Source organism: Pseudomonas sp. REB1044, assembly GCF_038813925.1.
Taxonomy (GTDB): Bacteria; Pseudomonadota; Gammaproteobacteria; order Pseudomonadales; family Pseudomonadaceae; genus Aquipseudomonas; species Aquipseudomonas boreofloridensis.
Window position 1 is genome coordinate 4,045,344 of the sequence record NZ_CP046139.1, and the last position, 15,740, is coordinate 4,061,083.

At 63.6% G+C, this 15,740-nt stretch carries 6 protein-coding genes and 4 pseudogenes; 8 read left to right on the plus strand and 2 right to left on the minus strand.

The genetic code is table 11. The features are described from left to right. Positions 1-89 precede the first annotated feature (89 nt). A pseudogene (locus tag GKC70_RS18445) lies at positions 90-3,205 on the plus strand (transglycosylase domain-containing protein). 188 nt (positions 3,206-3,393) lie between these two features. After that, positions 3,394-4,154, plus strand: a pseudogene (locus GKC70_RS18450) (siderophore-interacting protein). Between the two features lie 9 nt (positions 4,155-4,163). Here the strand turns inward: GKC70_RS18450 and GKC70_RS18455 are convergent. Next, positions 4,164-4,799 (minus strand): Pr6Pr family membrane protein, encoded by a 636-nt coding sequence (locus GKC70_RS18455; RefSeq protein WP_342649516.1) that lies wholly within the window; start codon positions 4,797-4,799, stop codon positions 4,164-4,166. Beyond that, entirely contained in the window at positions 4,796-5,017 is a 222-nt protein-coding gene (locus GKC70_RS18460) for a VF530 family protein (RefSeq protein WP_116887687.1), read from the minus strand. The genes GKC70_RS18455 and GKC70_RS18460 overlap by 4 nt, the downstream gene beginning before the upstream one ends. 210 nt (positions 5,018-5,227) lie before the next feature. On the opposite strand from GKC70_RS18460, the pseudogene GKC70_RS18465 reads away from it, so the two are divergent. The 6 genes and pseudogenes from GKC70_RS18465 to GKC70_RS18490 all read left to right on the plus strand — a co-directional run bounded on the left by GKC70_RS18465 (position 5,228) and on the right by GKC70_RS18490 (position 15,740). Then, positions 5,228-7,233 (plus strand): annotated as a pseudogene (locus GKC70_RS18465) (TonB-dependent receptor). A 253-nt stretch (positions 7,234-7,486) separates the two neighbouring features. Next, a complete protein-coding gene (locus GKC70_RS18470; protein ID WP_304483973.1) occupies positions 7,487-8,833 on the plus strand; it encodes a carbohydrate porin in 1,347 nt (448 codons plus the stop codon). Between the two features lie 30 nt (positions 8,834-8,863). Next, positions 8,864-11,275: a glucose/quinate/shikimate family membrane-bound PQQ-dependent dehydrogenase gene (locus GKC70_RS18475; RefSeq protein WP_342649517.1), complete on the plus strand. Its 2,412-nt coding sequence runs from the start codon at positions 8,864-8,866 to the stop codon at positions 11,273-11,275. A 187-nt stretch (positions 11,276-11,462) separates the two neighbouring features. After that, positions 11,463-12,710 carry an IS256 family transposase gene (locus GKC70_RS18480; protein ID WP_342648746.1) on the plus strand — a complete coding sequence of 416 codons (1,248 nt, stop codon included), beginning with the start codon at positions 11,463-11,465 and terminating at the stop codon, positions 12,708-12,710. A gap of 140 nt (positions 12,711-12,850) precedes the next feature. After that, a pseudogene (gene lon, locus GKC70_RS18485) lies at positions 12,851-15,269 on the plus strand (endopeptidase La). Positions 15,270-15,347: 78 nt separating this feature from the next. Beyond that, entirely contained in the window at positions 15,348-15,740 is a 393-nt protein-coding gene (locus GKC70_RS18490) for a protease inhibitor I42 family protein (protein ID WP_029614103.1), read from the plus strand.

The window sequence follows — 15,740 nt, forward strand, 5'->3', positions numbered from 1 at the left end:
CACACCCCATGACAAATTTTTCACCAAACCCGGTCAGCGTCTAAGCTTCAGACAAGCAAGACGAAACTACCTGGCCGGACTGGAACACTATGGGCGTACTGTGGCACTCGGAACAGAGCAGCACCCAAGCGACCGAACCACCTCTGGCCGATGCCCCACAGCCGAAGACGCCTCGTCAACGCCGCCTGTGGTGGCGCCTGATCGTTCTGATCGTGCTGGTGGCCTTGGTGGCAGCGGGCTTGGCCGTGCGTGAAGAGGTGCAGACTTCGCAACTGCAATCGCGCGAGTTCAGCGCGCTGGCCAGTACCCTCACCTATTCGCTCGAGCGCGGCCCGAGCGACGCCATCGTCTACCCAGGCGACGGCCCGTTCGACAAGCGCCTGGGCTACAGTGCCCTGGGCCAGTTCCTGCCAAGGTTGCTCAAGCGCGACTACCTGATCAGCGAACAGGTGCGCTTCTCCCCGGCGCTGATGCGCTATGTCGATCACGGCCTGTTCGTCCCTTACGTGGAAAAGGACCAGGCCGGATTGTCGATCACCGACTGCCGTGGCGATGCCCTCTACCAGTACCGTTATCCCCAGTACCTGTACGATCGCTTCACGGACATACCGCCGGTGATCGTCAACAGCCTGCTGTTCATCGAGAACCGTGACCTGCTCGACCCCAGCAACCCGCGCAGCAACCCGGCGGTGGACTGGCCGCGTTTCGCCAAGGCCGCCTACAGCCAGGTGGCCAAGCACCTGGCCCTGCCGGGGCAGTCGGCCGGTGGCAGCACCTTGGCCACGCAGTTGGAAAAGTACCGCCACTCGCCGGACGGTCTGACGGTCAGCGGGGCGGAAAAATCCGCCAGATGATTTCCGCCAGCGTGCGCGCTTATCAGGGCGGTACGGACACCACCGTGGCGCGCCAGCGCATCGTGCGCGACTACCTCAACAGCGTGCCGCTGTCGGCAGTGCCTGGGCACGGCGAGGTGCATGGTCTGGCCGAAGGACTGCGGGTCTGGTACGGCGCCGATTTCGCCGAGGTGAACCAGGCACTGGCCGCCAGCGCCACGGACGCGCAGAGCCTGGCTGCACGCGGCCTGGCCTTGCGCGAGGTGCTGTCGCTGATGATCGCCCAGCGCCGGCCCTCCCATTACCTGTCCAAGGGTCGAGAAGAACTGGCCGAACTGACCGATGCGCACATCCGTGTGCTCGCCGCCAACGCCATCGTCGACCGCCCGCTGGCCGAGGCCGCGCTGGCGAGCAAGGCGGTCTACCGCGACTGGGTGGCGCAGCCGACCATCGTGCCAATCGTCACCAACAAGGGCATCAGTCTGGCCCGTAACCGCCTGGCAGCCATGCTCGATCGGCCGCTGTACGACCTCGACCGCCTCGACCTGTCGGCCACCAGCACCCTGCAGGCCGAGCTGCAGACCCAGGTCAGCCAGTACCTGAAGAACCTCGCCGACCCCGCGTTCGCGGCGCAGATGGGCCTGATCGGCGAGCGCCTGCTGACCAGTCGCACCACCGACCAGGTCAGCTACAGCTTCACCCTGTTCGAGCGCACCGCCGATGGCTCGCGGGTCAGGGTGCAGACCGACAGCACCAACCAGCCGTTCGACATCAACGAGGGCAGCAAGCTGGAACTGGGTTCCACCGCCAAGTTGCGGGTACTGACCACCTATCTGGAAATCATCGCTGAGCTGCACGACCAGTACGCCGGCAAGTCAGTGGCCGATCTGCGCAAAGTGCCGGTGGCCGATCTGGACCGCATCAGCCAGTGGTCGCTGCAGTGGTTGATGCAGAACAACAAGGATCAGAACCTCGACGCCATGCTCGATGCGGCGCTGGAGCGCACCTATTCGGCCAACACCGGCGAAGCCTTCTTCACTGGCGGCGGTCTGCACCGCTTCAACAACTTTCGCCGCGAGGACAACGGTCGCAACCCCAGCCTCAAGGACGCCTTGCGCGAGTCGATCAACCTGCCCTTCATCCGCCTGATGCGCGACCTGGTGCGTTACGTCACCTACCAGCAGCCCTACAACCGCGAGCCGCTGCTCAAGGATGATGCCGATCCACGTCGCCAGGAATACCTGGCACGTTTCGCCGACCGGGAAGGCACCAACTACCTGATGCGTTTCTGGCGCAAGTACCAGCGCAAGACCTCCCAGCAGCGCCTGGACACCTTCCTCGATAGCATGCGCGTGACCCCGCAGCGCCTGGCCGCAGTGCATCGCTACCTGTTCCCCGACGCCAGCCAGGACACCTTCAACGCCTTCGTGCGCGCCCATGCCGCCAAGGACAAGGCCGCCATGGCCAGGCTCAACGACGGACGCCTGGCCGAGATGTACGCGGCCTACGGTCCCGGCAAGTTCGACCTGCCCGACCAAGGTTTCATTGCCAAGGTGCACCCACTGGACCTGTGGCTGCTGGGCTATCTGCTGCGCAACCCAGGTGCGAGCGCCGCCGACATGGTCAAGGCCAGCCGCTTCGAGCGCCAGGAGGTTTACAGTTGGCTGTTCAAGAGTCGCCATCAGGGCGCACGGGACAGCCGCATCCGCACCATGGTCGAGATCGAGGCATTCCTCGACATCCATCAACGCTGGAAACGCGTCGGCTACCCGTTCGATCATCTGGTGCCGTCGCTGGCCACGGCCATCGGCAGCTCGGGCGACCGGCCTGCCGCGCTCTCGGAGTTGGTGGGGATCATCCAGAACGATGGCGTGCGCCTGCCGACCCTGCGTATCGACACCCTGCATTTCGCCGCCGACACCCCCTACGAAACCCAGCTCGTCAGCGACCCAGACCGGGGCCGGCGCATTCTCAAGGTGGAGGTAGCGCGCGCCCTCAAAGGCGCCATGTCGCAAGTGGTCGATGCCGGTACCGCGCGGCGCATCTCCGGCAGCTTCAAGCTGCAAGACGGCACCTCGCTGGTGATGGGCGGCAAGACCGGCACCGGCGACAACCGTCTGCAAAGCTACGGCGCGGGCGGGCGACTGATCGCCTCGCGCTCGCTCAACCGCACCGCCACGTTCGTGTTCTTCCTCGGCGATAACCACTTCGGTACGCTCACGGCCTTCGTTCCCGGCCCCAGCGCCGAAGCCTTCACGTTCACCTCGGCCTTGCCGGTACAGGTGCTCAAGGGCATGGCACCAATCCTCATGCCTTATCTGGAGCCGGGAAACCCCAATGAATGCAAGGCGCCGCGGTTGGCCCTGCGCTGAACGGTCTTACGCATCGAAAAAACAGATGATAATCATCCGCATTTGAGGCTTGAGCCTGGATATCGGTGGCGTAAGCTGTCGCGACGTCTCTCCACCCAGGGTCGTTGTCAACGGGCGTGAACCCCACGATCTTTTCAGCGCCGCTGAGCTGGGGGGGCGCCGAGAGCGACCGGAACGCCGAGGTCCCCATGAGCGATACCATCCACCGCGTCAACCACGAAATCCGCCAACGCCACCTGCACGTGCTGCGGGTTACCGACCTGACTCCGCGCATGCGCCGCATCACCCTCGGTGGCCCGGAACTGGCTGGTTTCACCAGCCTGGGCAGTGACGACCACGTCAAGGTGCTGTTCGGCTGCACCCCGAGCAACAGCAGGCGATCGACACCCGCAGCCTGGGCCGCGACGGCAGCGTGCGGCCGACCATGCGCGAGTACACCCCGCGGCGCATCGACCTCCAGGCCCTGGAGCTGGACATCGATTTCGTCCTGCACGGCGACGGCCCCGCCTCCACCTGGGCCGCCCAAGCTGCACCCGGCCAGACCCTCGACATCGCTGGGCCGCGCGCGTCGATGGTGGTGCCTGACATCTTCGACAGCTACCTGCTGATCGGCGACGAGACCGCGATTCCCGCCATCGCCAGGCGCCTGGAAACCCTGCCGGCCGGGCGTCGGGTACTGGCGGTGATAGAAATCGAGGATGAACAGGAGCGCCAGGCGCTGCCGAGCCAGGCCCAGGTAGAGGTGATTTGGCTGCGGCGCCAGGCAGAAAACGTGGCTGATTTCGTCGAGCATCTGGCACTGCCGCAAGGCCGGCTGTATGCCTGGGTGGCACTGGAGAAAACGCTGACCCGCCAGGTCAAGGCGCTGTTGCTGGACAAAGGGGTTGCAGAAGACGCGTTGAAAGCGGCCGCCTACTGGCGAGCGGATGGCGCGGCGGATGATGAATGAGGCGGCTGATCAGGCGTGTCGCCGTGCCCACAGGCGGTCCACGCCCAGTACCGCCAGGCCGATCGCCCAGAACCCTGCCAGCACGCCCGACGCGTTGAGCATCACCTGGGCGTAACCGAGACTGGCGACGTCGACGAAAGGATAGGGATAGACCCCGATCTCATGCCCGCGCCACAGGATGAACAGGAAATACAGCAGCGGGTAAAGCGTCCAGGCGCCCAAGTGCCAGAGCCGCAAGTGCCCCTTGGGCACCGCCAGGCACCAGTACAACGCGAACACCCCTGGCATCACATCGTGCAGCAACTCGTCGGCCAGGCGCTGCCAGCCTTGCGGGTGCCAGAGGTTACGCAATAGCAGGCTGTAGGCCAACGCCACCAGCACGATACTCACCAGCACACCGGCACTGACGGCCGGGCGCAGGAACCAACGCCGCGCCGCCGACTCGCGGCCAAAGGCGGCATAGCTCAACACCGTCGCCACCAAGGTGTTGCTCAGCACGGTAAAGAAACCGAACAGGTTGATCAGGCCGCCGATCAAGCTGGCCTGCTCCTGCCAGCGCGACCACAGCACCAGATACAACTGCACCGCCAACCCTGTCCAACCCAGCCAGGCCGCCACGCTCAGCCAAGGATGCGGCCACCTCAACTGCGGCGCTGCAGCGTGACGTACAACTGCTCGACCTTTTCCCGCGCCCACGGCGTCTTGCGCAGAAACGTCAGGCTCGACTTGATGCTCGGATCGCTCTTGAAGCAGCGGATATCCACACGCTCGGCCAGGCCCTGCCATTGGTAATGGGCCACCAGTTCGGTGAGGATCTGCTCCAGTGTCTTGCCGTGCAACGCAGTGTGTTGGGCCGTGCTCATGCAGCGCTCCTGTCCAAAGATGCGCACCTTACACCAGTGTAGGCGGCCGGTGGCGGTCGATTCGGCGCCCAACGCCCGCGCGCCGGCACTTTCATACACGCCTTGACGAAGGCGTACACAAATTCCTGGCCAGAGACAATAGGGTCGTGATGAAATGGCAATGTTATATTGTATCAATACATATCCTCTGCCAAGGAACGTCACTTCACCATGCTGTCCAAACCTCTGCACCTTTCCCCTCTCGCCATCGCCCTGTGGCTGGCTTCATCGCCTGGCCAGGCGGTGGAACTCGCTCCCCAGGTGATCACCGCCAACCCGCTGGGCAACAGTCAGCTCGCCGCCCCAGCACCGTGCTCGAAGGCGACACCCTGCTGCAGCAACAGCAAGGCAGCCTGGGCGAAACCCTGAACAAGCAGCCTGGCGTCGCCTCCACCTGGTTCGGTCCGGGCGCCAGCCGTCCGGTGATCCGCGGTCTTGACGGCGACCGCATTCGCATCCTGCGCAATGGCGTCGGCGCGCTGGACGCTTCGTCGCTGTCCTACGACCATGCCGTGCCGTTGGACCCGGTGAACGTCGAGCGCATCGAGATCGTCCGTGGCCCCGCGGCACTGCTGTATGGCGGCAACGCCATCGGCGGGGTAATCAATACGTTCGACAACCGCATTCCCGACTCGCCCATCGACGGCATCCACGGCGCAGGCGAACTGCGCTATGGCGGCGCCGACACCACGCGCAGCAGCGCCGGCAAACTGGAAGCGGGTGATGGCACCTTCGCCTTGCACCTGGATGCCAACAGCCGCCAGTTCAACGACCTGCGCATTCCCGGCTACGCGCGCAGCAGCAAGGTGCGCGACGCCGACGACCCCGGTTCCAAACACCGTCTGGAGAACAGTGACGGTCGTCAGGACGGCGGTGCCATCGGCGGTTCTTACCAGTGGGATCATGGCTATGCCGGCCTGTCCTACAGCCGCTATGACGGCAACTACGGCTCGGTGGCCGAGCCCGGCGTGCGTCTGGACATGGAGCAGGACCACTATGCCTTCGCCTCCGAACTGCGCGACCTGCAAGGGCCGTTCAGCTCGGTCAAGGTCGACGCGGGATACACCGAGTACCAGCACCGCGAGATCGAGGACGGCGAAGTCGGCACCACCTTCAAGAACAAAGGCTACGAGGCCCGCATCGAAGCGCGTCATCAGCCGCTGGGGCCGGTCGAAGGCGTGATCGGTGCCCAAGTCAGCCGTAACGAATTCTCGGCCCTGGGTGAAGAGGCGTTCGTACCGCAGACCGATACCGACAGTTTGGCCGTGTTCATGCTCGAACAGTGGCAGGCCACCGAACGCCTGAACCTGAGCCTGGGCGCACGCCTGGAACACACCCGGGTGGATCCGGACGGCAAGGGCAACGAGCGTTTCGTCGATGCCGACAGCACCAACAGTTTCAATGCGGCGAGCTTGTCCTCCGGCGCGGTCTACCAGCTCGATCCGGTCTGGGCGCTGGCCGCCAGCCTGGGCTACACCGAACGCGCACCGACCTTCTACGAGCTGTACGCCAACGGTGCCCATGTGGCGACCGGCACCTATGAAGTCGGCGACCCCAACCTGAATAAGGAAAAAGCCATTTCCAGCGATTTGGCCCTGCGCTTCGACAACGGCACCCATAAAGGCAGCGTCGGAGTGTTCTACAGTCACTTCCGCAACTACATCGGCTTGATAGCCAGCGGTATCCAGCGCGAAGGCGAGGACGACGAGACCATTCCCGAATACCTCTATTCGGGCGTGCGCGCACGCTTCTACGGCGTCGAAGCCCAGGACCACTGGAAGCTGCTGGAGAACCGCTACGGCAGCTTCGCCCTGGAACTGTCCGGCGACTATACCCGCGCCAAGAACCTCGACACTGGCGAGCCGCTGCCACGCATCGCGCCGCTGCGGGTCAACAGCGGGCTGCTGTGGGCGTTGGACCGCTGGCAAGCGCGTGTGGATGTGCAGCATGCCGCCGCGCAGCACCGTAAACCGGCCAATGAAACCAGCACCGACGGCTACACCACCCTCGGCGCCAGCGTGGGTTACCACTTCGATATCGGTCAAAGCCAATGGCTGGCCTTCGTGCGCGGTGAAAACCTGACCAACCAGACCGTGCGCTACGCCAGCTCGATCCTGCGTGACATCGCCCCGGCACCTGGGCGCAGCGTCGAAGTGGGCCTGACCACACGTTTCTGAGACCCGGGCATTCGGCACGCCAATCCCTGTTCCTGCCCCGTGGCGGGAACAGGTCCCCCTTTCAGTCGACTGTTACACGGGTCACAACAATCCCCTGCGACATTTTGTCTTTTTTTCCGCTCGCTTCCTCTATATCCTCCCCGCCGCACGCTGAAACGCTTCACTCATCACTCCTTGCAGCCATCAACATCGAAGAGAGCAACTCTTTGATGCGCTTGCGTTTTTTCGATAATCAATAAGACAGCGCTATCTCATGCTCCAACTGCCGAAATACCGACTCCCCGGCACCGCCCTGGCGGTCCTGCTGACCAGCTTCGCCACGCCTGCCAGCGCCCAGGCGCCGTTCTCCGCCGACTCGCCCTGGATGCTCGGCGACTGGGGCGGCGCGCGCCAGCGACTGCAGCAACAAGGCTACGACTTCACCCTCGGCTACACCGGCGAGATGGGCAGCAACCTGCATGGCGGTTTCGATCATGACCGCACCGCGCGCTACAGCGACCAATTCACCCTGGGCACCCACTTCGACCTGCAGAAACTGCTCGGCTGGCAAGCCAGCGAGTTCCAGCTCACCGTCACCGAGCGCAGTGGCCGCAACATCAGCAACGACCGCATCAACGACCCGCGCGTCGGCGGCTTCACCTCCGCCCAGGAAGTCTGGGGCCGTGGCCAGACCTGGCGGCTGACGCAGATGTGGTTCAAGCAGAAGTACTTCGACGGTGCGCTGGACATCAAGGTCGGCCGCTTCGGCGAAGGCGAGGACTTCAACAGCTTCCCCTGCGACTTCCAGAACCTGGCGTTCTGCGGCTCGCAGGTGGGCAACTGGGTCGGTGGCATCTGGTACAACTGGCCGGTCAGTCAATGGGCCTTGCGTGTCAGATACAACCTACACGAGGACCTCTACGCCCAAGTCGGCGTGTTCGAGCAGAACCCCTCCAACCTGGACACCGGCAACGGCTTCAAGCTCAGCGGCAGCGGTACGCAAGGCGCGCTGATGCCGATAGAACTGGTGTGGAGCCCGCAGGTCAATGGCTTGAAAGGGGAATATCGCGCCGGCTACTACTACAGTAATGCCAAGGCACAGGATGTTTACCGAGACCGCAACGGCCAGCCCGCTGCCCTCAGTGGCCAGGCCTACCGCAGCAGCGCCAGCAAGCATGGCCTGTGGCTCGGTGCCCAACAGCAGGTGACCTCGCTCGCCTCCGACGCCTCGCGCGGCCTGAGCCTGTTCGCCAACGCGACGATGCACGACAAGAAGACCAATGTCATCGACAACTATGTTCAGGCGGGTGTGGTGTACAAGGGACCGTTCGACGTCCGTGCCAAGGACGACATCGGCTTCGCCCTGGCGCGCGTGCACGTCAACCCCGCCTACCGCAAGAACGCCCGCCTGGCCAACCAGGTCAACGCCGTGGACGACTATGACAATCCTGGCTTCCTACCTGTCCAGGACACCGAATACAGCGCCGAACTCTACTACGGCATCCATCTGGCCGACTGGCTCACCGTGCGCCCGAACCTGCAGTACATCCGCCATCCGGGCGGGGTGTCGCGGGTCGACGATGCACTGGTCGGCGGCGTGAAGATCCAAAGCAGTTTCTGAACCTCACCTTGAATGAACGGAGAAGCTACGATGAGCACTGACGGTGCTACCTCTGGAACCCGCTGGCTACCGCGCCTGATCGGCGTATTGCTGCTGTTGATGGGCCTCGCCCTGATCGCCGGCGGCGTCAAGCTCAGCCAGTTGGGCGGATCGCTGTATTATCTGATCGGCGGTATCGGCTTCGCCCTCTCGGGCGTGTTGCTGATCGCGCTGCGTCGCATCGGCCTGGGCCTGTACGGCGCCGTGCTGCTGGCCAGTACGGCCTGGGCACTGTGGGAAGTGGGCCTGGACTGGTGGCAACTGGTGCCGCGCCTGGCGCTGTGGTTCGCCTTGGGCGTGATCCTGCTGCTGCCATGGGCACGTCGTTCCCTGCGCGGCCCGGCGTCGACAGTCAACGGCGCCTTGCTCGGCGTGGCGGTGGTCGCCGCCGGCGCCAGCGCCCTGGCCAGCCAATTCACCCATCCCGGGGAAATTGCCGGGGAACTGGGGCGCGACAGCAGCGAAATGGCCAGTGCTGCGCCTTCGATGCCCGATGGCGACTGGCAGGCCTACGGTCGTACCGAGTTCGGCGACCGCTACTCGCCGCTGCGTCAGATCACTGCGCAGAACGTCCATCGGCTGGAGGAAGCCTGGCGCATCCGCACCGGCGATCTGCCGAGCGACAACGACCCGGTCGAGCTGACCAATGAAAACACCCCGCTGAAGGTCAACGGCATGCTCTATGCCTGTACCGCGCACAGCAAGGTGTTGGCCCTGGACCCGGACACCGGTGCCGAAATCTGGCGCTTCGATCCGCAGATCAAGAGCTCGGTGGGCACCTTCAAGGGCTTCGCCCATATGACCTGCCGCGGCGTGTCGTACTACGACGAAAACCGCTACGTCAGCCGTGACGGCAGCCCCGTGCCGGCCATTTCCGCCGCCGGCCAGGCCGTGGCGCAAGCCTGCCCGCGCCGCCTGTACCTGCCCACTGCCGACGCCCGCCTGATCGCCATCAACGCCGACAACGGCAAAGTCTGCGAAGGCTTCGCCAACCAGGGCGCCATCGACCTGACCCAAGGCATCGGTCCGTTCACCGCCGGCGGTTACTACTCCACCTCGCCGGTGGCCGTGACCCGCGACCTGGTGATCATCGGCGGTCATGTCACCGACAACGAGTCGACCAACGAGCCGTCCGGGGTGATTCGCGCCTACGACGTGCACGACGGTCACCTGGTGTGGAACTGGGACAGCAACAACCCCGACGACACCCAACCGCTGGCGCCTGGAAAGACCTACAGCCGCAACTCAGCCAACATGTGGTCGCTGGCCAGCGTCGACGAAGAGCTGGGCATGGTCTACCTGCCGCTGGGCAACCAGATGCCTGACCAGTACGGTGCCGACCGCACGCCAGGCGCCGAGAAGTACAGCGCGGGTATCGTCGCCCTCGACCTGGCCACCGGCAAGGCCCGCTGGAACTACCAGTTCACTCACCACGACCTGTGGGACATGGATGTCGGCAGCCAGCCGACCCTGGTCCACCTGAAGACCGACGACGGCGTCAAGCCGGCCGTGATCGTGCCGACCAAACAGGGCAGCCTGTACGTGCTCGACCGCCGCAACGGTACGCCGATCGTGCCGATCCGCGAGATTCCGGTGCCGCAGGGTGCCGTCAAAGGCGACTTCACCGCACCGACCCAGGCCCGTTCCGACCTCAACCTGCTCGGCCCTGAACTGACCGAGCAGGCCATGTGGGGCGCCACGCCGTTCGACCAGATGCTGTGCCGCATCCAGTTCCGCGAGCTGCGCTACGAGGGTCAGTACACCCCGCCGTCCGAGCAGGGCACGCTGGTGTATCCGGGCAACGTGGGAGTGTTCAACTGGGGCGGCGTGTCGGTCGATCCGGTACGTCAACTGCTGTTCACCTCGCCGAACTACATGGCGTTCGTGTCGAAGATGATCCCGCGCGACCAGGTCGCCGCCGACAGCAAGCGTGAAAGCGAAACCAGCGGTATCCAGCCGAACACGGGTGCGCCTTACGCGGTGACCATGCATCCGTTCATGTCGCCGCTGGGCGTACCGTGCCAGGCTCCGGCCTGGGGCTATGTGGCCGCCATCGACCTGTTCACCCACAAGGTGGTGTGGAAGCACAAGAACGGCACCACCCGTGACAGCACCCCGGTGCCGATCGGCCTGCCGGTGGGCGTGCCGAGCATGGGCGGTTCGATCGTCACTGCCGGTGGCGTGGGCTTCCTCAGCGGCACGCTGGACCAGTACCTGCGCGCCTATGACGTGAACGACGGCAAGCAGCTGTGGAGCGCCCGCCTGCCGGCCGGCGGCCAAGCGACACCGATGACCTACACCGGCAAGGATGGCGAGCAGTATGTGCTGATCGTCGCCGGCGGCCACGGCTCGCTGGGCACGCGGATGGGCGACTACATCATCGCTTACAAGCTCGCGCACTAGCGCGCGGGCTTGTAAGCGAGCGGCAAGCTGCAAGCTGGATAGCAAAAGCGGGGCCTGCGCGGTCCCGCTTTTTCTTGCCGCTTGGCGCTTGCAGCTTGAAGCTCGCAGCGAGCTGCGAGCGGCTCGGTGCGCGCCGGGTATGTCAGAAATTTTGTGTTCGGGCATAACATGAGCAAGAGGTGCATGTATGCCAACCAAGAAGAAACCCCTGCGTGACCTACCAAAAATCCCCAAGGAGCTGCTCGAGCAGTTCGGTGAGGGCCTGATGACTGCGGAGGCTATCGAAGATGCCTCTGCGGCATTCAAGAAGGCGTTGATCGAACGGGCCTTGAACGCCGAGCTCAGTCACCACCTGGGGTATCTGCCGGGCGCGCAGCGCCCAGAGGATGAAACCAATCAGCGCAATGGCAGGACTGGCAAGACGGTTCTGACTGGAGAGGGGCCGCTGCGGCTGGATATCCCCCGTGATCGAGACGGTAGTTTTGCGCCCATCCTGATTCCCAAGCACGAGCGCCGTTATACCGGTTTCGATGACAAGATCATCGCCATGTATGCCCGAGGCATGACCGTTCGGGAAATTCGCGCATTCCTCTCCGAGCAGTATGGAACGGATGTTTCGCATGACTTCATCAGTTCGGTCACGGCCGAGGTGATGGAGGAAATCGGCGCGTGGCAACAGCGGCCGCTGGAGCCGATGTACCCGGTCATTTTCTTTGATGCACTACGAGTCAAGATTCGCGAAGAAGGCCTTGTGCGCAACAAAGCGATTTACTTGGCGCTGGGCGTTCTACCCGATGGGACGCGCGATATTCTCGGGATCTGGATCGAAAATACCGAAGGTGCGAAGTTCTGGATGAAGGTCTTCAATGACCTCAAGACGCGCGGCGTTGAGGATGTGCTGATCGCCGTCACCGACGGCCTCAAAGGGATGCCAGAGGCGCTAAGCGCCGTGTTTCCGGCCACCACGCTGCAAACATGCATCGTCCACTTGATCCGCAACAGTCTCGATTATGCAGCGTGGGATAAGCGTCGTGATCTGGCCAAAGCGCTCAAGCCGATCTATCAGGCCATCAACGCCGAGGCGGCTGAGCAGGCACTGGATGCCTTTGAAAACGGCCCTTGGGGCAAACAGTACCCAACGGTAGTTGCGGCATGGAGAAGAGCCTGGGATCGAGTGATTCCATTCTTTGTCTTCCCGTCAGGCATTCGAAAAGTGATCTATACGACCAACGCGATCGAAAGCATCAACGCCCAGCTACGCAAGATCATCAAAACGCGTGGTCACTTCCCAACGGATGAGGCCGCCACCAAGCTGATCTGGCTGGGGCTGCGGAACATCACGGCAAACTGGGGCTCAGCGGCCCATGACTGGAAAAATGCGATGAATCAATTCGCGATGCTGTACGGAGATCGATTTATCAGGCCGACCTGGTAAAAGCATGGCCAGCCTGACGGCAGGCCGTTATCGGCCCGCACACAAAAAATCTGACACTCTCTGCGCGCCAAGCGCGCACCGCTTGAAACCCAGGACCATTCGCCCCATCTAAGCACCATAGCCATTCACGCAGGTGCCCCATGAGCGACCAGCAGGATTTTCCTGATCACCCCGACGAGCACGACGAAGTCGAGCATATCGACGCCAAGTCCAGTACCAGCCATGCCCTCGCCCTGCCCGGCCAGCAACTGCCGGACAAAGTCTATGTGATCCCCATTCACAATCGCCCGTTCTTCCCCGCGCAGGTGCTGCCGGTGATCGTCAACGAAGAGCCCTGGGCGGAAACCCTCGACCTCGTCGCCAAGACCGATCATCACACCCTCGCGCTGTTCTTCATGGACACCCCAGCCGAAGACCACCGGCACTTCGACACCAAGGCGCTGCCCGAGTACGGCACCCTGGTGAAGGTCCACCATGCCAGTCGCGAGGGCGGCAAGCTGCAGTTCGTCGCTCAGGGACTGACCCGTGTGCGCATTCGCACTTGGCTCAAGCATCACCGCCCGCCCTATCTCGTGGAAGTCGAGTACCCGCGTCAGCCCACCGAGCCCAACGACGAAGTCAAGGCCTACGGCATGGCGCTGATCAACGCCATCAAGGAACTGCTGCCGCTCAATCCGCTGTACAGCGAAGAGCTGAAGAACTACCTCAACCGCTTCAGTCCCAACGACCCTTCGCCGTTGACCGACTTCGCCGCGGCCCTCACCTCGGCCACCGGCAATCAGTTGCAGGAAGTGCTCGATTGCGTGCCCATGCTCAAACGCATGGAAAAAGTCCTGCCGATGCTGCGCAAGGAAGTGGAGGTCGCGCGCCTGCAGAACGAAATCTCCGCCGAGGTAAACCGGCAGATCGGCGAGCACCAGCGCGAGTTCTTCCTCAAGGAGCAGCTCAAGGTCATCCAGCAGGAACTGGGGCTGACCAAGGACGACCGCAGCGCCGACCTCGAACAGTTCGAGCAGCGCCTGGAAGGCAAGACCCTGCCCGATCAGGCGAAAAAACGCATCGACGAGGAAATGGGCAAGCTGGCCATTCTCGAGACGGGCTCGCCTGAGTATGCCGTCACCCGCAATTACCTGGACTGGGCCACCGCGTTGCCGTGGGCCTCTATGGCCAGGACAAGCTCGACCTCAAGCACGCGCGCAAAGTGCTCGACCAACACCACGCCGGTCTCGACGACATCAAGGAGCGCATTCTCGAGTTCCTCGCCGTCGGCGCTTGGAAAGGTGAAATCAGCGGTTCCATCGTGCTGCTGGTCGGCCCACCCGGCGTGGGCAAGACCAGCATTGGCAAGTCCATTGCCGAATCCCTGGGCCGGCCGTTCTACCGCTTCAGCGTCGGCGGCATGCGCGACGAGGCCGAGATCAAGGGCCACCGCCGCACCTACATCGGCGCCCAGCCCGGCAAACTGGTGCAGGCGCTGAAGGACGTCGAAGTGATGAACCCGGTCATCATGCTCGACGAGATCGACAAGATGGGCCAGAGCTACCAGGGCGACCCCGCCTCGGCGCTGCTGGAAACCCTCGATCCAGAGCAGAACGTCGACTTCCTCGACCATTACCTGGACCTGCGCCTGGACCTGTCCAAGGTGCTGTTCGTCTGCACCGCCAACACCCTCGACTCGATCCCCGGCCCGCTGCTCGACCGCATGGAAGTGATCCGCCTCTCCGGTTACATCACCGAAGAGAAGGTGGCCATCGCCAAGCGCCATCTGTGGCCCAAGCAACTGAACAAAGCGGGCGTGGCCAAGACCAGCCTGAGCATCTCAGACAGCGCACTGCGCTTGGTGATCGAGGGCTATGCCCGCGAGGCCGGCGTGCGTCAGTTGGAAAAACAGCTAGGCAAACTGGTGCGCAAGTCCGTGGTCAAGTTGCTGGACAATCCTGACGCCAAACTCAAGATCGGTCCCAAGGAACTGGAACCGGCACTGGGCATGCCGGTATTCCGCAGCGAACAGGTGCTGTCGGGCAAAGGCGTGATCACAGGCCTGGCCTGGACCAGCATGGGCGGGGCCACACTGCCGATCGAGGCGACGCGCGTGCACACCCTCAATCGCGGCTTCAAGCTCACCGGCAAGCTGGGAGATGTGATGAAAGAGTCCGCCGAAATCGCCTATAGCTATGTCAGCTCTAACCTCAAGCAATACGGTGGCGATTCGGGCTTCTTCAATGAGGCCTTCATTCACCTGCACGTACCCGAGGGGCTACGCCGAAAGATGGGCCGAGCGCAGGCGTGACCATGGCCAGTGCACTGCTGTCGCTGGCCCGCGATCAGGCGCCGAAAAAGGGCGTGGCCATGACCGGCGAGCTGACCCTCACCGGCCAGGTGCTGCCCATCGGCGGCGTGCGCGAGAAGGTGATCGCTGCACGGCGGCAGAAAATCCACGAGTTGATCCTGCCCGAGGCCAACCGGGGCGACTTCGAGGAACTGCCGGCGTACCTGCGCGAGGGGTTGACGGTGCATTTCGCCAAACGCTTCGCCGACGTGGCGAAAGTGCTGTTCTGATCGGCCGGGGCCGCGCGCCGGCCCCACAGGCCCACACGCTTCGGTTATCCTCAGGCCATCGTCGCCTGAGGAGACACCATGACCCTCCCCCGCCTATTGCTTCCCATGAGCCTTGCATTGCTGACCGCCTGCGCCCAGCAGTCCCGGCAGACCGTCGAACTGGACGCCGAGAGCGAATGCCCCAAGCGCTTGGCGCCAGGCCAGAACCTGACCCTCACCCTGACCAGCAATCCGACTACCGGATACCGCTGGCAGGTCAAGGATCCCGCTTCGAGCGTGCTGCGCAGCCTCGGTCCAGAGGTGTACAGCAGCCCTGAAGAAAGCGGTCTGGTCGGCGTTGCCGGGACATCCACCTGGCGTTTCCAGGCCAGCGCGCCGGGAGATGGCAACCTGGTATTGGTCTATCAACAACCGTGGGCGCCTGAAGTGCAACCGGTGCAGACGTTCGAGTGCGCGATCAGGGTCAGATGA